This is a genomic window from Pseudomonas sp. UMAB-40 (assembly GCF_900095275.1).
GTDB classification, from domain to species: domain Bacteria; phylum Pseudomonadota; class Gammaproteobacteria; order Pseudomonadales; family Pseudomonadaceae; genus Aquipseudomonas; species Aquipseudomonas mandelii_B.
Map to the genome: position 1 here is coordinate 229,606 of NZ_LT607553.1, position 24,042 is coordinate 253,647.

At 59.6% G+C, this 24,042-nt stretch carries 25 protein-coding genes; 21 read left to right on the top strand and 4 right to left on the bottom strand.

From position 1 onward, the window contains the following. Positions 1-33 precede the first annotated feature (33 nt). The 18 genes from K0F88_RS05715 (at position 34) to K0F88_RS05800 (ending at position 16,593) form a co-directional block, all read left to right on the top strand. Entirely contained in the window at positions 34-1,248 is a 1,215-nt protein-coding gene (locus K0F88_RS05715) for an IscS subfamily cysteine desulfurase (protein WP_010457878.1), read from the top strand. Between the two features lie 83 nt (positions 1,249-1,331). Then, positions 1,332-1,718, top strand: a complete 387-nt coding sequence (iscU, locus tag K0F88_RS05720) for a Fe-S cluster assembly scaffold IscU (RefSeq protein ID WP_003443374.1) — start codon at positions 1,332-1,334, stop codon at positions 1,716-1,718. 28 nt (positions 1,719-1,746) lie between these two features. Further along, positions 1,747-2,070, top strand: a complete 324-nt coding sequence (iscA, locus tag K0F88_RS05725; protein WP_007903589.1) for an iron-sulfur cluster assembly protein IscA — start codon at positions 1,747-1,749, stop codon at positions 2,068-2,070. Between the two features lie 8 nt (positions 2,071-2,078). Next, positions 2,079-2,600, top strand: coding sequence for a co-chaperone HscB (gene hscB, locus K0F88_RS05730; RefSeq protein ID WP_219094527.1), 522 nt, complete (start codon positions 2,079-2,081; stop codon positions 2,598-2,600). 51 nt (positions 2,601-2,651) lie between these two features. Next, positions 2,652-4,514 carry a Fe-S protein assembly chaperone HscA gene (gene hscA, locus K0F88_RS05735; RefSeq protein ID WP_219094528.1) on the top strand — a complete coding sequence of 621 codons (1,863 nt, stop codon included), beginning with the start codon at positions 2,652-2,654 and terminating at the stop codon, positions 4,512-4,514. A 2-nt stretch (positions 4,515-4,516) separates the two neighbouring features. Continuing rightward, positions 4,517-4,858, top strand: coding sequence for an ISC system 2Fe-2S type ferredoxin (gene fdx, locus K0F88_RS05740; protein ID WP_219094529.1), 342 nt, complete (start codon positions 4,517-4,519; stop codon positions 4,856-4,858). Between the two features lie 14 nt (positions 4,859-4,872). After that, positions 4,873-5,073: a Fe-S cluster assembly protein IscX gene (iscX, locus tag K0F88_RS05745; protein ID WP_017340315.1), complete on the top strand. Its 201-nt coding sequence runs from the start codon at positions 4,873-4,875 to the stop codon at positions 5,071-5,073. A 92-nt stretch (positions 5,074-5,165) separates the two neighbouring features. Then, the gene (gene ndk / locus K0F88_RS05750; RefSeq protein WP_007916882.1) at positions 5,166-5,591 is read left to right on the top strand and encodes a nucleoside-diphosphate kinase; all 426 of its coding nucleotides are present in this window, start codon (positions 5,166-5,168) and stop codon (positions 5,589-5,591) included. Between the two features lie 28 nt (positions 5,592-5,619). Then, positions 5,620-6,762, top strand: coding sequence for a 23S rRNA (adenine(2503)-C(2))-methyltransferase RlmN (gene rlmN, locus K0F88_RS05755; protein WP_219094530.1), 1,143 nt, complete (start codon positions 5,620-5,622; stop codon positions 6,760-6,762). A 17-nt stretch (positions 6,763-6,779) separates the two neighbouring features. Beyond that, positions 6,780-7,538 (top strand): type IV pilus biogenesis/stability protein PilW, encoded by a 759-nt coding sequence (gene pilW, locus K0F88_RS05760; protein ID WP_219094531.1) that lies wholly within the window; start codon positions 6,780-6,782, stop codon positions 7,536-7,538. After that, positions 7,538-8,575, top strand: a complete 1,038-nt coding sequence (locus tag K0F88_RS05765; protein WP_219094532.1) for a RodZ family helix-turn-helix domain-containing protein — start codon at positions 7,538-7,540, stop codon at positions 8,573-8,575. Before pilW ends, K0F88_RS05765 begins: the two co-directional genes overlap by 1 nt. Positions 8,576-8,578: 3 nt before the next feature. Further along, the gene (gene ispG, locus K0F88_RS05770) at positions 8,579-9,688 is read left to right on the top strand and encodes a flavodoxin-dependent (E)-4-hydroxy-3-methylbut-2-enyl-diphosphate synthase (protein WP_010457850.1); all 1,110 of its coding nucleotides are present in this window, start codon (positions 8,579-8,581) and stop codon (positions 9,686-9,688) included. A gap of 23 nt (positions 9,689-9,711) precedes the next feature. Then, positions 9,712-11,001, top strand: coding sequence for a histidine--tRNA ligase (gene hisS, locus K0F88_RS05775; protein ID WP_219094533.1), 1,290 nt, complete (start codon positions 9,712-9,714; stop codon positions 10,999-11,001). A 42-nt stretch (positions 11,002-11,043) separates the two neighbouring features. Next, entirely contained in the window at positions 11,044-11,685 is a 642-nt protein-coding gene (locus tag K0F88_RS05780; protein ID WP_219094534.1) for a tetratricopeptide repeat protein, read from the top strand. Beyond that, positions 11,678-12,829: an outer membrane protein assembly factor BamB gene (gene bamB / locus K0F88_RS05785; RefSeq protein ID WP_219094535.1), complete on the top strand. Its 1,152-nt coding sequence runs from the start codon at positions 11,678-11,680 to the stop codon at positions 12,827-12,829. The genes K0F88_RS05780 and bamB overlap by 8 nt, the downstream gene beginning before the upstream one ends. Positions 12,830-12,969: 140 nt before the next feature. After that, a complete protein-coding gene (gene der, locus K0F88_RS05790) occupies positions 12,970-14,439 on the top strand; it encodes a ribosome biogenesis GTPase Der (RefSeq protein WP_109634602.1) in 1,470 nt (489 codons plus the stop codon). Positions 14,440-14,665: 226 nt separating this feature from the next. Continuing rightward, positions 14,666-15,814 carry a pyridoxal phosphate-dependent aminotransferase gene (locus tag K0F88_RS05795; RefSeq protein WP_219094536.1) on the top strand — a complete coding sequence of 383 codons (1,149 nt, stop codon included), beginning with the start codon at positions 14,666-14,668 and terminating at the stop codon, positions 15,812-15,814. Next, positions 15,802-16,593: an amidohydrolase gene (locus K0F88_RS05800; RefSeq protein WP_219094537.1), complete on the top strand. Its 792-nt coding sequence runs from the start codon at positions 15,802-15,804 to the stop codon at positions 16,591-16,593. Before K0F88_RS05795 ends, K0F88_RS05800 begins: the two co-directional genes overlap by 13 nt. Before the next feature lie 203 nt (positions 16,594-16,796). On the opposite strand, the gene leuA is transcribed toward K0F88_RS05800, so the two are convergent. Next, complete coding sequence (leuA, locus tag K0F88_RS05805; protein ID WP_219094538.1) at positions 16,797-18,476, bottom strand: 2-isopropylmalate synthase; 1,680 nt, start codon at positions 18,474-18,476, stop codon at positions 16,797-16,799. Positions 18,477-18,871: 395 nt separating this feature from the next. Between leuA and K0F88_RS05810 the strand changes: the two genes are divergently transcribed. Then, a complete protein-coding gene (locus K0F88_RS05810; RefSeq protein WP_094470814.1) occupies positions 18,872-19,228 on the top strand; it encodes a hypothetical protein in 357 nt (118 codons plus the stop codon). A 44-nt stretch (positions 19,229-19,272) separates the two neighbouring features. Here K0F88_RS05810 and K0F88_RS05815 read toward each other — a convergent pair whose 3' ends face one another. The 3 genes from K0F88_RS05815 to K0F88_RS05825 are packed head-to-tail and all read right to left on the bottom strand — an operon-like array spanning position 19,273 to position 22,417. After that, entirely contained in the window at positions 19,273-20,094 is an 822-nt protein-coding gene (locus K0F88_RS05815) for a peptidoglycan DD-metalloendopeptidase family protein (protein WP_094470815.1), read from the bottom strand. A gap of 3 nt (positions 20,095-20,097) precedes the next feature. Then, positions 20,098-21,477, bottom strand: a complete 1,380-nt coding sequence (xseA, locus tag K0F88_RS05820; RefSeq protein ID WP_219094539.1) for an exodeoxyribonuclease VII large subunit — start codon at positions 21,475-21,477, stop codon at positions 20,098-20,100. Then, complete coding sequence (locus K0F88_RS05825) at positions 21,470-22,417, bottom strand: LysR family transcriptional regulator (RefSeq protein ID WP_257605192.1); 948 nt, start codon at positions 22,415-22,417, stop codon at positions 21,470-21,472. Before K0F88_RS05825 ends, xseA begins: the two co-directional genes overlap by 8 nt. Before the next feature lie 100 nt (positions 22,418-22,517). Here K0F88_RS05825 and K0F88_RS05830 point away from each other — a divergent pair, with 100 nt between their 5' ends. Both K0F88_RS05830 and K0F88_RS05835 read left to right on the top strand, forming a co-directional pair. Next, entirely contained in the window at positions 22,518-23,285 is a 768-nt protein-coding gene (locus K0F88_RS05830; protein WP_219094540.1) for a sulfite exporter TauE/SafE family protein, read from the top strand. A 164-nt stretch (positions 23,286-23,449) separates the two neighbouring features. Next, the gene (locus K0F88_RS05835) at positions 23,450-23,998 is read left to right on the top strand and encodes a sugar ABC transporter ATPase (protein WP_077749331.1); all 549 of its coding nucleotides are present in this window, start codon (positions 23,450-23,452) and stop codon (positions 23,996-23,998) included. Positions 23,999-24,042 lie beyond the last annotated feature (44 nt).

The following is a 24,042-nucleotide window of genomic DNA, read 5'->3' on the forward strand; positions in this document are numbered from 1 at the left end:
GGTACGCCAGCCAGCCTGATTAGGAGATAGTCCATGAAATTGCCGATTTACCTTGATTACTCTGCGACGACCCCGGTTGATCCGCGTGTTGCGCAAAAGATGAGTGAATGCCTGCTGGTCGACGGAAACTTCGGTAACCCGGCGTCCCGTTCCCACGTGTTCGGCTGGAAAGCTGAAGAGTCCGTCGAAAACGCTCGTCGTCAGGTCGCCGACCTGGTCAACGCCGACCCGCGTGAAATCGTCTGGACCTCCGGCGCCACCGAGTCCGACAACCTGGCAATCAAGGGTGCGGCGCATTTCTATGCGACCAAAGGCAAACACCTGATCACCACCAAGATTGAGCACAAGGCTGTCCTCGACACCATGCGCCAACTGGAGCGTGAAGGTTTCGAAGTGACCTACCTCGAGCCTCAGACTGATGGCCTGGTTACGCCAGCGATGATCGAAGCCGCCCTGCGCGACGACACCATCCTGGTTTCGGTCATGCACGTGAACAACGAAATCGGCACCATCAACGACATCGCAGCCATCGGCGAACTGACCCGCTCCAAGGGCATTCTGTTCCACGTTGACGCTGCTCAGTCCACTGGCAAGGTCGAGATCGACCTGCAGAAGCTGAAAGTCGACCTGATGTCGTTCTCTGCCCACAAAACCTACGGCCCTAAAGGCATCGGCGCACTGTACGTCAGCCGCAAGCCGCGTGTTCGCATCGAAGCGACCATGCACGGCGGCGGTCACGAGCGTGGCATGCGTTCCGGCACCCTGGCGACCCACCAGATCGTCGGCATGGGTGAAGCGTTCCGCGTAGCCAAGGAAGACATGGCAGCCGAGAACATCCGTATCAAAGCCCTGAGCGACCGTTTCTTCAAGCAGGTCGAAGGCCTGGAAGAGCTGTACATCAACGGCAGCATGACCGCCCGCGTACCGCACAACCTGAACCTGAGCTTCAACTACGTTGAAGGCGAGTCGCTGATCATGGCGCTCAAGGATCTGGCGGTTTCGTCCGGTTCGGCCTGCACCTCGGCATCGCTTGAGCCTTCGTATGTACTGCGCGCCCTGGGCCGCAACGACGAACTGGCACACAGCTCGATCCGCTTCACCTTCGGCCGTTTCACCACCGAAGAAGAAATCGACTACGCCGCGCAGAAAGTCTGCGAGGCCGTTACCAAGCTGCGCACCTTGTCGCCGCTGTGGGACATGTACAAAGACGGTGTCGACATTTCGAAAATCGAGTGGGCGGCACACTGATTTCAAGTCGCCGCAAACCGGCCCTGCAAAACAAGGTTTTCAGGGCTCAAGAGCGACTCTCTGATGAGTGAGGATTAAGAATCATGGCTTACAGCGAAAAGGTCATCGACCACTACGAAAACCCGCGCAACGTCGGCAAGATGGACGCGGAAGACCCTGATGTCGGCACCGGCATGGTCGGCGCTCCGGCGTGCGGCGACGTGATGCGCCTGCAGATCAAGGTCAACGAACAAGGCATCATCGAAGACGCCAAGTTCAAGACCTATGGTTGCGGTTCGGCGATCGCCTCCAGCTCCCTGGCGACCGAGTGGATGAAAGGCAAGACTCTGGATGAAGCAGAGACCATCAAGAACACTCAGCTGGCCGAAGAACTGGCCTTGCCGCCTGTCAAAATTCACTGTTCCGTACTTGCTGAAGACGCTATCAAAGCGGCCGTTCGCGACTACAAGCAGAAGAAAGGCTTGATCTAAGCATTAAGCGACGAGTAAGGAGTCACCGATGGCTATCAGCATGACAGAAGCGGCTGCTCAACACGTGCGACGCTCCCTCAACGGGCGCGGCAAAGGTGAGGGGATTCGTCTGGGTGTTCGTACCACAGGCTGTTCCGGCCTTGCCTACGTGCTGGAGTTTGTCGACGAGGTGGTTGCAGAGGATCAGGTGTTCGAAAGTCACGGCGAGAAAGTGATTATCGACCCGAAAAGCCTGGCCTACCTGGACGGCACCGAACTCGATTTCGTCAAGGAAGGGTTGAACGAAGGCTTCAAGTTCAACAACCCCAACGTGCGCGGTGAATGTGGCTGCGGCGAAAGCTTCAACATCTGAGGCTGCTCGTGGGTACTCCTTGTCATTTCGCTTTATTTGAACTGCAGCCGAGCTTCCGTCTGGATCTCGATCAGTTGGCCACGCGCTATCGTGAGTTGGCGCGCGGTGTTCATCCGGACCGCTTTGCAGACGCTTCCGAGCGCGAGCAACGGTTGGCGCTAGAGCAATCCGCGAGCCTCAACGAGGCCTACCAGACGCTCAAAAGTCCCCCTAAGCGCGCGCGATACTTGCTCGCCATGGGCGGTCGCGAGCTGCCGCTGGAGGTCACGGTGCATGATCCGGAATTCCTTCTGCAGCAGATGGAATTGCGTGAAGAGCTCGAAGACTTGCAAGACAGCGCCGACCTGGCGGGTGTTGCAGTGTTCAAGCGTCGCCTGAAGACGGCTCAGGATGAACTGAACGAAAGCTTCGCAGCCTGTTGGGATGATGCAGCGCAACGTGAACAGGCCGAACGCCTGATGCGGCGCATGCAGTTCCTCGACAAGCTCACCTACGAAGTGCGCCAGTTAGAAGAGCGCCTCGACGATTAACCCAGTGCCGCTCCGGTCGCACGCCTGATATACAGATAAGTCCTGATAACGATGGCCCTACTGCAGATCGCCGAACCCGGCCAAAGTCCTCAACCGCACCAGCGTCGTCTGGCTGTGGGGATCGACTTGGGCACTACCAATTCGCTGGTCGCTGCATTGCGCAGTGGTCTTTCCGAGCCTCTGGCCGACGCTGAAGGGCAGGTTATCCTGCCGTCCGCCGTGCGCTACCACGCCGATCGCGTCGAAGTCGGCGAGTCCGCCAAGCTGGCGGCCGCTACCGATCCGTTGAACACCGTGCTGTCGGTCAAGCGCTTGATGGGTCGTGGTCTGTCCGACGTCAAGCAATTGGGCGACCAACTGCCGTACCGCTTTGTCGGTGGCGAGTCGCACATGCCGTTCATCGACACGATTCAGGGGCCGAAAAGCCCGGTCGAAGTCTCCGCCGATATCCTGAAAGTGCTGCGTCAGCGCGCCGAAGAGGCTTTGGGTGGTGAGCTGGTAGGCGCGGTGATCACCGTTCCTGCCTATTTCGACGATGCTCAACGTCAAGCGACCAAGGATGCGGCCAAGCTGGCCGGTCTGAACGTGCTGCGTTTGCTCAATGAGCCGACCGCAGCCGCTGTGGCTTACGGTCTGGATCAGCATGCCGAAGGCCTGGTCGCGATTTACGACCTGGGTGGCGGTACGTTTGATATTTCGATTCTGCGCCTGACCGGCGGTGTCTTCGAAGTGCTCGCTACCGGTGGCGACAGCGCCCTGGGTGGCGATGACTTTGACCACGCCATCGCTGGCTGGATCATCGAGAGCGCCGGTTTGTCCGCCGACCTCGACCCGGGTGCCCAGCGCCATCTGCTGCAAACCGCTTGCGCGGCTAAGGAAGCCCTGACCAATACTTCGTCCGTTGAAGTCGCCTACGGTGACTGGAAGGCGCAACTGACCCGTGAAGCCTTCGATGCGCTGATCGAGCCAATGGTCGCGCGCAGCCTGAAAGCCTGCCGTCGCGCGGTGCGTGATTCCGGCATCGAGCTGGACGAAGTGCATGCCGTGGTCATGGTCGGCGGCTCGACGCGCGTGCCTCGCGTTCGTGAAGCCGTTGCTGAAGCTTTTGGTCGCCAGCCGCTGACTGAAATCGACCCGGATCAAGTGGTGGCCATTGGTGCTGCGATCCAGGCTGATACGTTGGCTGGCAACAAGCGCGATGGCGGTGAATTGCTCTTGCTCGACGTCATTCCGTTGTCCCTGGGGCTGGAAACCATGGGTGGTCTGATGGAGAAGGTGATTCCACGCAACACCACCATCCCCGTCGCCCGCGCCCAGGACTTCACGACTTACAAAGACGGCCAGTCGGCCATGGCGATTCACGTGTTGCAGGGCGAGCGTGAGCTGATCAGCGACTGCCGTTCCCTGGCACGCTTCGAATTGCGCGGCATTCCGGCAATGGTCGCCGGTGCCGCGAAAATCCGCGTGACGTTCCAGGTCGATGCCGACGGTCTGCTCAGTGTCTCCGCTCGCGAGTTGGGTTCGGGTGTCGAGGCCAGCATTCAGGTCAAGCCGTCCTACGGCCTGACCGACGGCGAAATCGCCAAGATGCTCAAGGAATCGTTCCAGCACGCCAACGACGACAAGGTCGCCCGTGTGTTGCGTGAGCAGCAGGTCGACGCCCAGCGTCTGATCGAAGCGGTGCAGGCTGCCCTTGATGTCGACGGTGAGCGCTTGCTCGACGCCGAAGAGCGCATGGTCATCGAGCTGCAGATGCAGGAACTGACCGAACTGATGAAAGGTACCGATGGTTTCGCCATCGAGCAGCAGACCAAGCGTCTGTCGCAAGTGACCGACGCTTTTGCTGCCCGCCGCCTGGACTCGACGGTGAAAGCCGCGCTGGCGGGGCGCAACCTGAATGAGATTGAGGAATAACGATGCCGCAGGTCATTTTTCTGCCACACGAAAAGTTTTGCCCGGACGGCATGGTCGTGGAGGCTGAGCCTGGTACGTCCATCCTCGAACTGGCGCATGAGCACCATATCGAGATGGAAAGTGCCTGTGGCGGCGTCTGCGCCTGCACCACTTGTCATTGTCTGATTCGCGAGGGCTTTGACTCGCTGGAAGAAGCCGATGAGCTGGAAGAAGACTATCTTGATAAGGCTTGGGGGCTGGAAGCCCAGTCGCGCCTGGCCTGTCAGGCAAAAGTCGGGACTGAAGACCTGACCGTCGAAATTCCGAAGTACTCGCTCAACCATGCGGCCGAAGCGCCGCACTGATTCAAGGAAACGTCATGAGTCTGAAATGGGTTGATGTGCTGGAAATCGCGATCCAGCTGGCTGAATCCAAGCCGGAAGTGGATCCGCGTTACGTGAACTTCGTCGATCTGCACAAATGGGTGCTGGCATTGCCGGAGTTCAGTGATGATCCGACCCGCGGTGGCGAGAAGGTGCTTGAAGCCATTCAGGCCGCCTGGATCGAAGAAGCAGACTGAGTCTGCGCCGTATGCAGTTAGGCAATACCAAAGAACCCGCGTATAATTCTCGGGTTTAATTTTTCGCAAATTACCGTTTCTGGAGTTACACCATGGCTGTTCAACGTACTTTCTCCATCATCAAGCCTGACGCTGTTGCAAAAAACGTCATCGGCGAGATCACCACTCGTTTCGAAAAAGCAGGCCTGCGCGTTGTAGCTTCGAAACTGAAGCAACTGTCCAAAGCTGAAGCTGAAGGCTTCTACGCTGAGCACAGCGCTCGTGGTTTCTTCGGCGACCTGGTTGCTTTCATGATCTCCGGTCCGGTTGTCGTTCAGGTTCTGGAAGGCGAAAACGCTATCGCTCTGAACCGTGAGCTGATGGGCGCTACCAACCCTAAAGAAGCGGCTGCCGGCACCATCCGTGCTGACTTCGCTGATTCGATCGATGCCAACGCTGTACACGGTTCGGACTCCGAAGCCGCTGCTGCTCGCGAAATCTCGTACTTCTTCGCAGCTACTGAAGTAACCACTCGCTAAGCATTGGCTTATGAGTGAAGGTGAATCCATGACTACATCGACTGTAAAAACCAACCTGCTGGGTCTGACTCAGCTGGAAATGGAAAAATTCTTCGACTCGATCGGGGAGAAGCGTTTCCGTGCCGGTCAGGTAATGAAATGGATTCACCACCTTGGCGTCGATGATTTCGACGCCATGACGAACGTCAGCAAGGCCTTGCGCGACAAGCTCAAGGGTATTGCCGAAGTTCGCGGTCCTGAAGTGGTCAGCGAGGACATTTCCACCGACGGCACCCGTAAATGGGTGGTGCGCGTGGCGTCCGGCAGCTGCGTCGAGACCGTTTACATTCCCCAGGGCAAGCGCGGCACTTTGTGCGTTTCGTCCCAGGCAGGCTGTGCCCTGGATTGCAGTTTCTGCTCCACCGGCAAGCAAGGTTTCAACAGCAACCTCACCGCCGCCGAAGTCATCGGCCAGGTGTGGATTGCCAATAAATCGTTCGGCAGCATCCCGGCGACCGCCGACCGTGCCATCACCAATGTGGTGATGATGGGCATGGGTGAGCCGCTGCTGAACTTCGACAACGTCGTGGCCGCCATGCATCTGATGATGGATGACCTGGGCTACGGGATCTCCAAGCGCCGCGTGACCCTGTCCACTTCGGGCGTGGTGCCGATGATCGATGAGCTGTCCAAGCACATTGACGTCTCCCTGGCGTTGTCCCTGCACGCACCAAACGACGCATTGCGTAACCAATTGGTGCCGATCAACAAGAAATATCCGCTTAAGATGCTGCTCGAGTCGTGCCAGCGTTACATGTCGTCCCTGGGCGAAAAGCGCGTGCTGACCATCGAGTACACCTTGCTCAAGGACATCAACGACAAGGTTGAACATGCCGTTGAGATGATCGAGTTGCTCAAGAACATCCCGTGCAAGATCAACCTGATTCCGTTTAACCCGTTCCCGCATTCCGGTTACGAGCGCCCGAGCAACAACGCGATTCGCCGTTTCCAGGATCAGCTTCACCATGCAGGCTTCAATGTCACCGTGCGCACCACCCGCGGTGAAGACATCGATGCCGCGTGTGGCCAATTGGTAGGGCAGGTGCTGGATCGCACCCGTCGCAGCGAACGTTATATCGCCGTGCGCGAGTTGAGCGCCGAGAACGATATGGCGCAAAACGCCGCGAAATAAATCAAGAGAGGATCTCTATGTCCCTGCGCTTTGCGCTGCTTTTGCTGTTGGCCAGCCTGTCTGCTGGTTGCGTCCTGTCGGGCGATTTCAATCCGATGAAAACCAGCAAAGGTCGCGATGAAGCGCGCACTGCCTACGTGCAACTGGGCTTGGGATACTTGCAGCAAGGCATGACCGAACGGGCGAAAGTGCCGTTGAAGAAAGCCTTGGATCTGGATGACTCGGACCCGGATGCCAATGCGGCGCTTGGGTTGGTGTTTCAGGCTGAAATGGAACCTGAGCTGGCAGACCAGCACTTTCGCAAGGCGCTGTCTTCCCGTCCCGATGATGCTCGAATCCTGAACAACTACGGCAGCTTTCTTTTCGAAGAAAAACGTTATAAAGAGGCTTACGAGCGCTTTGAACAGGCCGCCGCCGATACCCTGTATCCTGAGCGTTCGCGGGTGTTCGAGAACCTGGGCATGACCGCTTCGAAGCTGGGCCAGCGTGATCTGGCGCAGCAGCAACTGGAAAAAGCCCTGCGTTTGAATCGCCAACAACCGCGTGCATTGCTGGAAATGGCTGAGTTGTCCTTCGAAGACAGGCATTATGTGCCCGCGCGTGACTACTACGATCGTTTTAGCCTGCTCACCGAGCAAAATGCACGTAGTCTATTGCTCGGCGTTCGGCTGGCAAAAGTGTTTGAAGATCGCGACAAGGCCGCCAGTTTTGGCCTGCAACTAAAACGACTCTATCCCGGTACGCCGGAATATCAGCAATACCTGTCGGAGCAATGATGAAAGCGGCGCATCCCGAAGTTGTAGCAGCGAATCGCGTTAACCCCGGTGAGACTTTGCGCCAGGCCCGCGAAAGCAATGGCTGGTCGCTGGCCGAAGTGGCCCTCAAGCTCAACCTCACCGTTAGTTCCTTGAGTAATCTGGAAGCCGGCGCTTTCGACAAACTGCCGGGGCACACCTTTGCTCGCGGTTATATCCGCGCGTATGCCAAATTGTTGGGCATGGACCAGACCGTTCTTGTCCAGCAGTTCGACCAATCCACCGGCACCGACTCCCAGGGCAGCAGCGTCCACAGCCTGGGTCGTATCGAAGAGCCGGTTCGGGTTTCTCACACGATTTTGCGCATTGTCAGCCTGCTGTTGCTGATCGCAGTGATTGGTGGCGGTTTTGTCTGGTGGCAGGATCAGACCTCCCAGCGCACCAAAGACCTGATCACCCCGAGTCCCGAACACGTCGAAGTCGAAGGCGCTGATGGCACCACCCAGATCCATCCGCTGGACGAGCCGGAAGATCAGGCCGTCGCGGAAGGTCAGGCTGAAGGTGCAACCGCGCTTGCGTTGCCGCAAGCCGAGAGTTCCACTGAAGCACCGACCGAGGCAGAAGCCACTGCGCCTGCCGCCGCGCCGACTGCACCCGCTGCCCCAGCCCCTGCGGCACCGACGCACAGCGCCGCTGCTCCAGTTGTCGCGACTCCGGTCGCACCGGCCCCGACGGCTCCTGTTGTATCGACACCACCGGCGAGCGCTTCGGTAATGCCGACCATTCCCGCTCCGGCAGCCGCTGCTCCGGTGGCCGGCCAAGGCCAGGTTCAACTGCAGTTCACCGCCGATTGCTGGACGCAAGTGACCGATGGCACCGGCAAAGTGCTGTTGAGCGGTCTGAAGCGTAAAGGCGAAAGTGTTTCCGTCAGTGGCAAGCCGCCGTTTGCCGTGCGTCTGGGCTTCGCCCGTGGCGCGCAGGTCAGCTACAACGGGCAGGCGGTTGATGTCGCTCCGTTCACCAGTGGCGAGACTGCTCGCCTGAAGTTGGGTCAATAAGTCATGCACGGCGAATCTCCAATCAAACGTCGCGAATCCCGCAAGATCTGGGTCGGTAACGTGCCTGTTGGCGGCGATGCGCCCATCGCTGTTCAGAGCATGACCAACAGCGACACCAATGACGTGGCCGCCACCGTGGCCCAGATCAATCGCCTGGAAGCGGCTGGCGTCGATATCGTGCGCATTTCCGTGCCAGACATGGACGCCGCCGAAGCCTTCGGCAAGATCAAGCAATTGGTTAAGGTGCCGCTGGTTGCCGACATCCACTTTGACTACAAGATTGCGCTGCGCGTCGCCGAACTGGGCGTTGACTGCCTGCGGATCAACCCGGGCAACATCGGTCGTGAAGACCGCGTGCGCGCGGTGGTCGATGCCGCCCGTGATCGCGGGATCCCGATCCGCATCGGCGTCAACGCCGGTTCCCTGGAAAAAGACCTGCAAAAGAAATACGGCGAGCCGACCCCGGCGGCGCTGGTCGAGTCTGCCCTGCGTCACGTCGAGCACCTTGAACGCCTGAATTTCCAGGACTTCAAGGTCAGCGTGAAGGCCTCCGACGTGTTCATGGCCGTCGCCGCCTACCGCCTGCTGGCCAAGGAAATCGTCCAGCCGCTGCACTTGGGCATCACCGAAGCCGGTGGTTTGCGCTCAGGCACAGTGAAATCCGCCGTGGGCCTCGGTATGCTGCTCGCCGAAGGGATTGGCGATACTATTCGCATCTCGTTGGCGGCTGACCCCGTCGAGGAAGTGAAAGTCGGCTACGACATTCTCAAATCCCTGCACCTGCGTTCCCGTGGCATCAACTTCATCGCCTGCCCGAGCTGCTCGCGGCAGAACTTCGATGTGGTCAAAACCATGAACGAGCTGGAAGGGCGCCTCGAAGATCTGCTGGTGCCGCTGGATGTCGCGGTCATCGGTTGCGTGGTCAACGGGCCGGGCGAAGCCAAGGAAGCCCATATCGGCTTGACCGGCGGCACGCCCAACCTGATTTACATCGACGGCAAGCCGTCGCAGAAACTGACGAATGACAATCTGGTAGATGAGCTTGAACGCTTGATCCGCCAGAAAGCGGCCGAAAAGGTCGAAGCCGACGCGGCAGTAATCGCCCGCGGCTGATCGAACGAATTTAAGGATTTAAAGTGAGCAAGTCTCTGCAAGCCATACGTGGCATGAACGACATCCTGCCCGAGCAGACTCCCCTGTGGCGTCATTTCGAGGGCACCGTCTCGCGCCTGCTGGATAACTACGGTTACAAGCAGATCCGCATGCCGATCGTCGAGTTCACCGAGCTGTTCAAGCGCTCCATCGGTGAAGTGACCGACATCGTCGAAAAAGAGATGTACACGTTCGACGACCGCAACGGCGACTCCCTGACCCTGCGCCCCGAAGGCACAGCGGCCTGCGTGCGTGCGGTGCTCGAGCACGGCATCACCGGCGGTGGTCAGGTGCAGAAACTCTGGTACATCGGCCCGATGTTCCGTCACGAACGTCCGCAGAAAGGCCGTTATCGTCAGTTCCACCAGATCGGTTGCGAAGTCTTCAACCTCGACGGTCCGGACATCGACGCTGAGCTGATCGTGCTGACCTGGCGCCTGTGGGGCGAGCTGGGTATCCGTGATGCGGTCAAGCTCGAGCTCAACAGCCTGGGCACCGCCGAGTCCCGCGGTCGTTATCGCGAAGCGCTGGTCGAGTTCCTGTCGTCCCGCCTGGACAAGCTGGACGAAGACAGCCAGCGTCGTCTGAAGACCAACCCTTTGCGGGTGCTCGATACCAAGAACGCTGACACTCAAGCCGTGCTGGTCGACGCGCCGAAAATGGCCGACTACCTGGACGAAGAATCCCGCGTGCACTTTGAGGGCCTGAAGGCTCGTCTGGACGCCGCCGGCATTCCTTACGTGATCAACCCGAAGCTGGTTCGCGGGCTGGATTACTACAGCAAAACCGTTTTCGAATGGGTCACCGACAAGCTGGGCGCCCAAGGCACCGTGTGTGCCGGTGGTCGTTACGACGGTCTGGTGGAGCAGATGGGCGGCAAGCCGACCCCGGGCGTTGGTTTCGCCATGGGCATCGAGCGCCTGGTGCTGCTGCTGGAAACCCTGGAGCAGATCCCGGAAGAGATTTCCCGTCAGGTCGACGTTTACCTCTGCGCCTTCGGTGAAGCCGCTGAGCTGGCCGGTCTGGCCCTGAGTGAACGTGTGCGTGATCAATTGCCCAACCTGCGCCTGCAAGTCAATGCCGGCGCCGGCAGCTTCAAAAGCCAGTTCAAAAAGGCCGACAAGAGCGGTGCGCTGTATGCGCTGATCCTCGGTGACGACGAAATGGCCCAGCAAGTGGTAGGTTTCAAACCCCTGCGTGGCCAGGGCGAACAACAAAGCATTGCCTGGGATGCGCTTGCTGCACACCTGGCCACCTGCGTCGTGCAGGGTTGAAGCTGTCATAAACAGCCGATTTAGCGATTAAGGAGTATTGGGGTGTCGAGTACCGAAGACGAAAACCTGGCGGATTTGAAGGACTGGTGGACACGCAACGGCAAGCCCCTGGTCACTGGCGGCCTGTTGGCGCTGGTCATCGTGTTCGGCTGGCAGGCCTTTCACAAGTATCAGAGCAATCAGTCGCAAGGCGCCTCGATTCTCTATCAGCAATTGCTCGAAACCACGCTGACGCCAGACGGCAAGCCTGATGCCGCCCGTGTTGCGGACCTGGCCGGCAAGCTCAACAGCGAGTTCGGCGGTAGCGCTTACGCGCAGTACGGCAGCCTGTTCGTGGCGAAAGTCGCGGTCGACAGCGGCAAGCTGGACGACGCGGCCACCGAGCTGAAAGCCATCGTTGCAAAACCGGCCAACCCGGCGCTGGGCGAAATTGCCCGTCAGCGTCTGGCGCAGGTACTGGCCGCGCAGAACAAGGCCGATGAAGCCCTGAAACTGCTCGAAGGTGATGCCGACAAGGCATTCCTGGCCACTCGCGAAGAACTCAAAGGCGACCTGCTGGTGCAGTTGGGTCGTACCGACGAAGCAAACGCGGCGTATCAAAAAGCCAAGGCGGCACTGTCGGATGAAGCGGCGGTCGGTGGCCTACAAATCAAGCTGGACGACCTGGCCAAAGGGGATGCGTGACGTGATCCGTTGGAAACATGCAGCATTGCTGGCTCTGGCCGTTTTGGCCGCGGGTTGCAGCAGCAACAGCAAAAAAGAATTGCCTCCGGCCGAGTTGACCGACTTCAAAGAAGAAGTGGTTCTGCAAAAGCAGTGGAGTCGTTCGATCGGTGACGGTCAGGGCGAAACCTACAACATGCTGGTGCCGGCGATCGATGGCGATACCATCTATGCCGCCGACGTCACGGGTGAAGTCGTGGCGATGGATCGCAGCAACGGCGACGTCAAATGGAAGAAGGACCTTGATCTGCCTGTTTCCGGCGCCGTTGGCGTAGGTTACGGTCTGCTCACGATCGGTACGATCAAGGGTGAAATCGTTGCCCTGGACGCGATCAACGGTGAAGAGAAATGGCGCGCTCGCGTGTCCAGCGAAGTACTCGCACCGCCGGCCAACAACGGTGACGTGGTTGTGGTTCAGACTCAGGACGACCGTCTGATCGGCCTGGATGCCGCCACCGGGACCCAGCGCTGGTTGTATGACAGCACACCTGCGGTCCTGACCTTGCGCGGCACCAGCGCACCGATCGTCACCAACCGCCTCGCGGTGGCTGGCCTGTCGACCGGTAAAGTGGTCGCTCTCGATATTTCCAACGGCGTGCCGGTATGGGAACAACGGGTCGCGATTCCACAAGGTCGTTCGGAACTGGAGCGTGTGGTCGATATCGACGGCGGCTTGCTCCTGTCCGGCGGCACGTTGTACGTCGCCAGCTACCAGGGTCGCGTTGCGGCACTGGACCTGGAAAGCGGTCGTCAGCTCTGGCAGCGTGATGCTTCCAGCTACGCCGGCGTTGCCCAGGGTTTCGGCAACGTGTACGTGAGCCTGTCCTCGGGCACCGTTGAAGGCGTCGACGAACGTTCCACCACCGCGTTGTGGAGCAACGATTCGCTGGCCCGTCGTCAACTGTCGGCTCCGGAAGTGTTCTCCAGCTATGTTGCAGTCGGTGATATGGAAGGCTACCTGCACCTGCTGAGTCAGGTGGACGGTCGTTTCGTCGGCCGCGAGCGCATCGACAGCGACGGCCTTCGTGCCCGTCCGCTGGTGGTGGGTGACACGATTTATGTGTATGGCAACAGTGGCAAACTGGAAGCCCTGACCATTAAGTAAAGGTTTGACTATGCTTGGGGTTAAACCCCAGGCAGCCCCGTAACCACGGGGTTCGCAGTGCCCTCAAGCGCTGCCCCGAGCACCAGCCGCTGCCTCGCAGCGGCTTTTGTATTTTCTGAAATAACGAAGTGGAGAGCCGCATGGTTCCCGTAATCGCCCTGGTGGGCCGACCGAACGTCGGCAAGTCCACCTTGTTCAACCGCCTGACCAGGACTCGTGACGCCATCGTCGGCGACTTGTCCGGTCTGACCCGTGATCGCCAATACGGTGAGGCCAAGTGGCAAGGGCGTTCCTACATTCTGGTCGACACCGGCGGTATCTCCGGTGACGAGCACGGTATGGACGAAAAAATGGCCGAGCAGTCACTGCTGGCCATTGAAGAAGCGGATGTCGTTCTGTTCCTGGTAGATGCCAAGGCCGGTTTCACCGCCGCCGACCAGATGATCGCCGAGCATTTGCGCAAACGTAACAAGCGTTCCTACGTGGTTGCCAACAAGGTCGACAACATCGACCCTGAAATGGCCCGCGCCGAGTTCGCCCCGTTGGGCATGGGCCACGCGATCCCGATCGCCGGTGCACATGGTCGTGGCATCACCCAGATGCTGGAAATCGCCCTCAGCGACTTCCCGAAAGACGATGACGAGCTGGAAGAAGGCGAGGAGGAGATCGTTGCCGAAGGCGAGGAAGCCAAGCGCATTCCGGGCCCTAGCGAAAAAGACGGGATCAAGATCGCGATCATCGGCCGCCCGAACGTCGGCAAGTCGACCCTGGTCAATCGCATGCTCGGTGAAGACCGGGTGATCGTGTATGACGAACCCGGCACCACCCGCGACAGCATCTACATCCCGTTCGAGCGTAACGACGAGAAGTACACGCTGATCGACACCGCTGGTGTGCGCAAGCGCGGCAAGATCCACGAAGAAGTCGAAAAATTCTCCGTGGTCAAAACCCTGCAAGCGATCAAAGACGCCAACGTGGTGATCTTTGTGATGGACGCCCGCGAAGGCGTGGTCGATCACGATCTCAACCTGCTGGGCTTTGCCATTGAGTCGGGTCGTGCGCTGGTGATCGCGATCAACAAGTGGGACGGCATGACGCCGAGCGAGCGCGACTTCGTGAAGGTCGAGCTGCAACGTCGACTGTTCTTCGTCGACTACGCCGACATCCACTTCATCTCGGCCCTGCACGGCACGGGCGTGGGCAACCTCTACGCCTCCGTACAGAACTCGTTCAAGTCTGCGGTTACCCGCTGGCCAACCAACCGCCTGACCACGATCCTGGAAGATGCGGTCAGCGAGCACGCGCCGCCGATGGTCAACAACCGCCGGATCAAGCTGCGTTATGCCCACTTGGGCGGTGCTAACCCGCCGATCATCGTGATCCACGGTAACCAGATCGAGAAGGTGCCGAAGTCTTACGTCCGTTATCTGGAAAACACTTACCGTCGAGTCTTGAAGCTGGTCGGTACGCCGATTCGCATCGAGTTCAAGGGCGGCGAGAACCCCTATGAAGGTAACAAGACCTCGCTCACTGACCGTCAGGTCAACAAGAAACGCCGCATGATGTCGCACCACAAAAAGGCCGACAAAAAGCGCCGCGACAAGCGTTGATTGTTGGTACACGCGACCCCTGTGGGAGCGTGGCTTGCCCGCGAAGAACGATAAAGCGGTGTACCTGATACACCGCGGTGTGGCTTTCGCGGGCAAGCCTTGCTCCCACAAGGACCGGGTTCGAAAAAGGGCGCTTTAAGCGCCCTTTTTTTATGGGCGCCGGATGGGCTATCCTCGGGCTCTCCCGCGCCGCCGTTAGAGCCGGGTGTAGAGCAGGGAATCACCGATGATCACCAGTAAGCTGCCGAATGTCGGCATCACTATCTTCACTCAGATGTCTCAGCTCGCGGCGCAAACCGGGGCGATCAACCTGTCCCAGGGTTTTCCCGATTTCGATGCACCGCAAGCCCTGTGCGATGCGGTCGGTCGGCACATTGCCAATGGCCACAACCAATATTCACCGATGACCGGCCTGCCGGCGCTGCGTCAGCAGATTTCGGCGAAGATCGCCCGCAGCTATGGCGTCAACGTGGATGCCGACCATGAAGTGACCGTCACTCCCGGTGCCACCCAAGCGATCTTCTGTGCGATCCAGGCGGTTATCCACAGCGGCGATGAAGTGATCGTGTTCGATCCGTGCTACGACAGCTACGAGCCGTCGGTGGAGCTGGCAGGTGGGCGATGCGTGCATGTGCAACTGGGTCTGAATGATTTTTCCATCGACTTCGAGAAACTCGCCGAAGCGATTACGCCGCGCACACGGATGATCGTGCTAAACGCTCCGCATAACCCGAGTGGCGCGCTGATCAGCCGTGCCGAACTGGACCAGTTGGCAGCGTTGATTCGGGATCGCGACATCTACATCGTCAGCGACGAAGTCTACGAACACCTGGTCTTCGACGGCGTGCCTCACGTCAGCGTGCTGAATCACGAAGAGCTTTATCAACGCGCCTTCGTGGTCAGTTCCTTCGGCAAGACCTATCACGTCACCGGCTGGAAAACCGGCTACGTGGTCGCTCCGCCAGCGCTTACCGCCGAATTGCGCAAGGTGCACCAGTACGTCAGTTTCTGCGGCGTGACCCCGCTGCAATACGCCCTGGCCGACTTCATGGGCGAGCACCCTGAACACGTCGAAGAACTGCCGGGTTTCTACCAGACCAAGCGCGATCTGTTCTGCGATCTGCTGGCGCCGTCGCGTTTCAGCTTCAAGCGCGTGACCGGCACGTATTTCCAGTTGGTCGATTACTCGCAGATTCGCCCGGACCTCAATGACGTCGAGATGGCGCTGTGGATGACCCGTGAACATGGCGTGGCGAGTATCCCGATTTCGGTGTTCTACCAGACACCACCTGAAGGCCAGCGCCTGGTGCGCTTGTGCTTCGCCAAACGCGAGGAGACGTTGCGTGAAGCAGCGGCAAAACTATGCGTGATCTGAGTGAACTGCCCAATCTGAACGTCGCGCTGATCCAGACCACCCTGGCCTGGCACGACCGTCAGGCCAACCTGGAGCATTTCGAGCAATTGCTTGAGCAGGCTCGCGGGGCGGATCTGATCATTCTGCCGGAGATGTTCACCACCGGTTTTTCCATGGAATCGCAGACCCTCGCCGAAGCGGAAAACGGTCCGACCAGCAAATGGCTGCGGGTCCAGGCGGCGAAACTCGATGCGGTGATCACCGGCAGCATCATCGTCCAGGCCGCTGATGGCAGCCACCGCAATCGACTGTTGTGGGCACGACCGGACGGGGAAGTCTGGCACTACGACAAGCGTCACCTGTTCCGCATGGCCGGCGAGCACAACCACTACACGCCGGGCGAGCGCCAAGTGCAGTTCGAGCTCAAGGGCTGGCGCGTGCGGCCGCTGATTTGCTACGACTTGCGTTTCCCGGTCTGGAGCCGCGATGCACAAGACACTGACTTGCTGCTCTACACCGCCAACTGGCCCGGAGCGCGCCGTCAGCACTGGAACCGTTTACTGCCAGCGCGGGCGATTGAAAACCTCTGCTACGTGGCGGCGGTGAATCGCATCGGGACTGACGGCAAAGGGTTTGCCTACACCGGTGACAGCCAGGTGCTGGATTTCCAGGGTGAGACGTTGCTCAGCGCAGGCGAAGCCGATGGCGTGTTTCAGGTCGTCCTGAATGCGGCGGATCTGCAAGCCTACCGCACACGCTTCCCGGCCAATCTGGACGCCGATACCTTCGAGTTCACCTGAGATTTCCGCTGCCTGACAGGGCCCCATCGCGGGCAAGCCCGCTCCCACAAGGATTGGTGGTGTACATAAAAATCATGTTCGCCCCGATCACTGTGGGAGCGGGCTTGCCCGCGATGAGGCCATGACAGCCACTGCAAAATTTTCAGGCAAACAAAAAGGCCCCGAGGTTTTCACCTAGGGGCCTTTTGCATTGCAGCGAACGCTTACGCCGCTTTCGCTTCCGGCTGGCTCAGGGAGCGGTTCAGCGCACTGAACAGGGCCTTGAAGCTCGCGGTGGTGATGTTTTCATCGATACCGACGCCATGCACCGCACGTTCACCGTTCACACGCAGTTCAATGTAGGCAGCTGCCTTGGCATTGGTGCCCGCGCCGATCGCGTGTTCGTTGTAGTCCATGATTTCCACCGGAATCGGCAGGCCGGCCACCAGGGCTTCCAGCGCGCCGTTGCCCTTGCCGCGCCAGTGCAGGTTGGTTTCGCCCTGGCCTTTGCCCGAGACTTCCACTTCCACGGCACTGTGACCGTTCTCTTCCTGCAGGCGATGGCTGACCAGCGCATACGGGGTGTTGGCCTGCAAATACTCGCTGTGCAGCAAGGCGTGGATCTGTTGGGCGGTCATCTCCAGACCGAGGCGATCGGTTTCACGCTGTACCACCTGGCTGAACTCGATCTGCATGCGACGCGGCAAGCTGATGCCGTATTCCTGTTCCAGCAAGTATGCGATACCGCCCTTGCCCGACTGGCTGTTGACGCGGATCACCGCCTCGTAGCTGCGGCCGATGTCGGCCGGGTCGATCGGCAAGTACGGCACTTCCCACAGTTCGTCCGGTTTCTGCTGGGCGAAACCCTTGCGGATCGCGTCCTGGTGGGAGCCGGAGAACGCGGTGTGAACCAGGTCGCCGACGTACGGGTGACGCGGGTGCACCTGGATCTGGTTGCACTCTTCGACGACTTTGCGCACGCCGTCGATGTCGGAGAAGTCCAGCTCAGGGTGAATGCCCTGGGTGTAGAGGTTCAACGCCACGGTCACGAGATCAACGTTACCGGTACGTTCGCCGTTGCCGAACAGGCAGCCTTCGACACGGTCGGCGCCGGCCATCAGGCCCAGTTCGGTGGCCGCAACGCCCGTGCCACGGTCGTTGTGGGTGTGCAGGCTGATGATCACGCTGTCACGACGGTTGATGTGACGGCCAAACCATTCGATCTGGTCGGCGTAGATGTTCGGGGTCGCGCATTCGACGGTGGCCGGCAGGTTGAGGATCACCTTGTGCTCAGGCGTCGGGTTCCAGACTTCGATCACGGCGTCGCAGACTTCCTTGGCGAATTCCAGCTCGGTCGCGCTGAAGGTTTCCGGCGAGTATTCGAAGGTCCACTGGGTGTTCGGCTGCTGGGCGGCATATTTGACGAACAGCTTGGCCGCGTTCACGGCGATGGCTTTGACCCCTTCCTTGTCCTGGTTGAAGACAATGCGGCGGAAGGACGGGGAGGTCGCGTTGTACAGGTGAACGATGGCTTTCTTCGCCCCGCGCAGGGATTCGAAAGTGCGCTCGATCAGGTCTTCACGGCCCTGGGTCAGCACCTGAATGGTGGTGTCGTCCGGGATGTGGTTGCCTTCGATCAGGGTGCGCACGAAGTCGAAGTCGGTTTGCGACGCGGCCGGGAACGACGCTTCGATCTCTTTCACACCGACCTGCACCAAAGTCTTCCAGAAACGCAGCTTCTTCACCGCGTCCATTGGTTCGATCAGCGACTGGTTGCCGTCACGAAGGTCGGAACTGCACCAGATCGGCGCTGCGGTGATCGTCTTCGATGGCCAGGTGCGGTCCGGGATGTCGATAGTCGGGAACGCGCGGTATTTCGAAGACGGGTCTTTGAGCATGCTCATCGGGAAATCCTTATTGTGTGGGCCGAAAAAAGGCGGCCTGCCGGTGGATCAATGTTCTTGGGGAAAAGCGTGGGGCGAGGCACCGCGATTCAGCCTGGCAGTCGTGCACTGACGAGGCACAGGCTGCGGTGCTGGCGAAGCTGAATGAGGGTGTGAGAGGTTTTCATGCCTTCAACCCTAACCGCCGTGATTGAGGATGGCAAGCAGTCGAAAAAAATTGAGAGGAATACTCGAATAGTGGGGGATATCGAGATTTTATTGCGGTGATGTAGGGTGATTGTGTTGATGTTTGCGCGAGGTTTGAAGGGTGCGCAATTGAAAGTTGGCGGCCTTGTCTTGGTGGCGGCAGCTATTCTTAAAGCCTCAACCAGACGACCGGAATGCAGGAGTCGGCAATGAACGAGTCGGATTGGAAGCTTTATAGTGCGTTGCGCCCGTTGGCCCATGAGCGGATGTGTATTCGGATCATGGAGGAAGTCGAGCGCACGGTGCTGGATAGAAGCCAAGCGCCTTATGATCGGATCGAAGCGAGCGAAGAGCTGCTCAAAGCCGGGCAAAAGGAGCTGTATTGGGCATTTGGCGTTTTCAGGTTCTCACGCCATGAGGCCCGCTCTCACTTGCTGGGGTTATGTGCCCGCGAGTTGATCACGGCTGAAGAATTGGCTGGCTTCTCGCAAGACACTCAAACCTGGATCAACCATTGTCTGGCGGACCGGGAGGTCCATGGGATTGAGGATCTGGATGCTGAATAAGCCGCGACCTTGAGATCGCATTCGCGGGCAGCTTCGACAACTATTTATGGCTGGAACGCCCCAATAAAAATCGCCGGATCCACCCGCGCATCATTCAGGCTGACATTCCAGTGCATGTGCGGCCCGGTCGCCCGCCCGGTGGCGCCGACTTTCCCGACCACACCGCCACGCGCCAATTGCTGCCCCACCTTCACATCAATCTTCGACATGTGGCAGAACATGCTGATGAAGCCTTGCCCATGGTCGACAAACACCGTATTGCCATTAAAGAAGTAGTTGCCGATCAGGATCACCTTGCCCGCCGCCGGAGTCTTGATCGGTGTGCCGGCGCCCACGGCGAAATCCAGGCCCGAGTGGGGATTGCGCTCTTCGCCATTAAAGAACCGGCGTACACCGAACTTGCTCGACAGCGGCCCGTTGACCGGTTTGTCCAGCAGCAGGTTGCTCGGGGTATTCGGACTGAACGTGCGGTAGGCGGCGATTTGCTCGGCCAGTTCACCTTCGATGCGTTTCAGGTTCTCCGGGTTCGGATTGACCTGCTGCGTGTTCTTCAGGGTGATGTGCTGTTCCGGGTACTTCTTGCTGCCGACCGTGAAACTCATCGTGCGACCGCCGCTGCTGACCTGCTGCGTACCCGGTTTAACCGTCAACGGTACGCCGACAATCGCCAGCCAATTGTTCTGTTCCTTGACCACCAGCACCGGCTTGCCTTGATAACTGGCTTTCGGCGCCTGGGCAGAAGCGCCCAGGTCCACCACGGCCACGCCACCCGGCACCGGTTTGTTCAACAGGCGGGTGATGTAACTGTCGGCGTGAGCATTGAAGGTCAGGCACAGCAAGAGCAGCGAAGCTAAAAAACGCGGCATGGATCAATCCAGTAAAGAAAGGGTGACAGGCGTCAGGTGATTGTCTTCGACCCGAACGTGCAGTTCGCCGTCGCCCAGTTTGGCTTTCAGGCGCTGACCGGTATGGGTTTGCCCGGCGCTGCGAATCGCGTTGCCGCGTTCATCCAGCAGAATGCTGTAGCCGCGGGCCAGGGTCGCCAGCGGGCTGACCACTTGCAGTGTCTGCACCTGACTTTGCAGTTGCAAACGACGGGACTTGAGCCCTTCGCGCATGGCTCGCGGCAGGCGCTCGGCGAAGCTGTCGAGGCGCTGACGAAGCATCGCCAGTTGCCGCCCCGGATGCTGGCCGGCGAGGCGGGTTTCCAGGCGGATCAGCCGTTCGCGACGGGTATTGAGGCTGCGCTCGAAAGCACGGCGCATGCGCATGTCCAGGTCGTCCAGGCGTTGCGCTTGCTGACGCAGACGTTCGCCGGGATGGCGCAGGCGACGGGACATGCCCTCCAGGCGCAGCCGGTCGCGCATCAAACGGTCGCGGATACGCATCACCAGGCGCCGGTGCAGGCTTTCGACCCGGCGCACCAGGTCGCTGGAATCCGGCGCGAGCAATTCGGCGGCGGCGGAGGGCGTCGGGGCGCGGACGTCGGCGACGAAGTCACTGATCGAGACGTCGGTTTCATGGCCGACGGCGCTGACAATCGGCGTCACGCAGGCATCCACGGCGCGGGCCACGGCTTCTTCGTTGAAACACCAGAGGTCTTCCAGCGAACCGCCGCCACGGGCGAGGATCAGCGCATCGAAACCGCGAGCGTCCGCCAGTTTCAGCGCGCGGACAATCTGCGCGGTCGCTTCACGGCCCTGTACGGCGGTCGGGATCAGTGTGAGTTGAACCTGCGGTGCGCGGCGGCGAAAGACGCTGATGATGTCGCGAATCACCGCGCCAGTCGGCGAACTGATAATGCCGATGCGCTGCGGATGCGCCGGCAACGGCACTTTGCGCTCGGCGCTGAACAGGCCTTCGGCGCTGAGTTTTTCCTTGAGTGCATCGAAGGCCAGACGCAGCGCACCGTCACCGGCCGGCTCCACGGTGTCGAGGATCAGCTGATAGTCGCCACGCCCCTCGAACAGCGAAACCTTGCCGCGCACCTTGACCGCCAAGCCGTCCTTCAGCGCCTGGCGAACCCGCGCCGCGTTCTGCCGGAACAGCGCGCAACGCACCTGGGCACCGCTGTCCTTGAGGGTGAAGTACACGTGGCCGGACGCCGGACGGGCGAGGTTGGAGATTTCGCCTTCGACCCAGATGTTGCTGAACACGTCTTCGAGCAACACCCGCGCGCGGCCGTTGAGCTGGCTGACAGTCAGGACTTCACGGTCCAGGCCGAGTCTTGCAAAGGGATCTTTAATCATGGGGCGCATGATAAAGGCATTCGCCGGACAATCTCCATGATCCAACAAAAATCCCCTTGCAGGTGTTGATGAAGTGTTGGACCAGCGCCGTTGGATTCTGCCGGCAGGCGAGGGCGACGGTGCTGTGGCCATCCGGATCGGCCAGGGGCAGGAAGCGGATGTCGGGCGGCGCAATGTCCTGCATCGATTCCGGCAGCAGGGCAATGCCGAACCCGGCCTGGATCAATTGCAGTTGCGTGGTTTTGCGCGACATCACCCGAGCCGCCTTGGGAAAGAACCCTTGGCGCATGCACAACTGCGCAGACAGATAACTCAAGCCGCCACGCTGAGGATGAGGAATGGAGATAAACGCTTCATCCTTTAACTGCGCCAGATCGATGCCTTGCCCTGAGTTATCCACAGCCAGTCGATGATTCGGCGGCACGGCCAGCGACAAACGTTCGCTATATAAAGGAACAATCTGCACGCCTTCACGCTGGCGCAGCACCGGCAAACGCAGCAGGCCGACATCCAGGCGATTGTCGGCCAACGCTTCAAGTTGCACTTCTGACGACAGCTTGACGATGTCCATGGACACGCCGACATGCTGATCCAGATAGTCGCTGATGCCTCCCAGCAAACGCCCACTCATGGGCACGGTGCTGGAATGGCTGAGGCGCAAGGTGCCGAGTTCTCCATTGCCGACCTGGGTGGCCATCTCGCTGGCTTTGGTCAGTTCGTTCAGCAGGTTTCTGGCCCGGGGGAGGAAGGCTTCACCGGCCGCCGTCAGTCGGGGCAGGCGTGCGGTGCGTTCGAACAACGGCGTTTGCAGCCGGGTTTCCATGTCCTTGATCTGCCGGCTTAGGGCTGACTGAGCAATGAACAGTCGTTCGGCCGCGGCGCTGAAACTCCCGCAGTCGGCGATTTCCACGAAGTAACGCAATTGGCGGGTAGAAAGCACCAGGCATGCCTTTTTGAGATGGGTGGGTGGCTTTGAAGATATTAGTCGCAACGCTCGGCGCTGGCTAAAGTCATCCCAGGTATTCAAGGAAGCGCTGCAAATGAATGTGCTTGAGTTGTTGAGCCAATGGCCGTTCAGCGCCACGGATTGGCTGGTGATCGGATTGGGCATTGCCCTGGCCTATATCGTGTTTGGTATCGCCGGGTTTGGCACCGCGCTGGTGGCGGGGCCGATTCTGATTCTGTTCATGCCGCTGTCGAAGATTGTGCCGTTGCTGGTGCTGCTGGATTTCGTCGCAGCCTTTGGCAATCTTCTGCCTTCGCGGCGGGATGTGACGAAACCCGAGTTGCTGCGGCTGCTGCCGTGCATGGCGGTGGGCTGCACGTTGGGGGTGATCTTTCTGCTGAACCTCAAATCTGATGTGTTGCTGCTGTTGATGGGGCTGTTTATCAGCGCCTATGCGATTTACAGCCTGTGGGTCAAAACCCGGCCGACGCAATTGTCCGCCGGTTGGGCCGTGCCGATGGGGACGGTGGGCGGGCTGTTCGGGGCGTTGTTTGGCAGTGGCGGTTTTTTATATGCGATCTATTTGAACAGCCGGTTGCCGAAAGAGGCGGCACGGGCGACCCAGAGTGCGCTGATCAGTTGCAGCACCGTGGTGCGCTTGAGCCTGTTTGCCGTCGCGGGTGTCTATGCCGAGCTACCCTTATTGATACTGGCCGTGTGTTTGTTGCCGGCCATGGCATTGGGGCTGTGGATCGGGCGGCGATTGACCATGAGATTGTCCCGCGAGGCGTTTGTGCGGCTGGTGACCTGGTTGGTGCTGGCCAGCGGGATTGCCTTGATCGGGCGTTATTTGAGTACTTGACCGGATTTCGTCAGGGATTAAGCTGCCTGCCGCAAAACCCTGTGGGAGCGAGCCTGCTCGCGATGGCGGTGGGTCAGTCAACATCACTATTGGCTGGAACGGCCCCATCGCGAGCAGGCTCGCTCCCACAAGGGCGGATCACTCAGTATTCGTAGGCTTGCACCATGAATTCGCAAAGCATCATCGTCCCGAAAATCTCCACACTGCCGGTACACGAACCCCGGGCCCGGGCGGTCGTGCGCTGGCTGGTGCGCAAGAACATCATCAAGGAAGAGCTGACCACGTGTGGCCGTACCGGTAACCGCATGGGCCACGCCATCGCCGACGGTGCCCGCGCCGTGGTGTTGCACCCACAAGCGCTGCCGTTCGGCGAGCCGATCAATGGCCTGGAGATCATCACCAAGCGCTGCATCTACACACCGGCCAAGGGTTTCCTGGAAGAGGCGGGTTGTGCCGAGTGCCGCAAGGAAGTCGGCGAGGCGCTGTTCGAAAGCCTGGAAGACTGGATGCCGGGGCGCACCGATAACTTCACCTGCCCGGAATGCGGGCATGAAGACGACATCAACGGCTTTCTTTTCCTGCAGGAATGCGGCTTTTCCAACCTGGGGTTCATCTTTAACAACTGGGCCGAAGCCGGGTTCAAGCAGAGCTTTATCGATGAGTTTGCCGATTGGCTGGATCAGCCGGTCAGTTGGGTGAAAGTCGAGTTGTAGGAAGCGCCAATCCCCGTATATCAGTAATGCTAATAATAGACAGA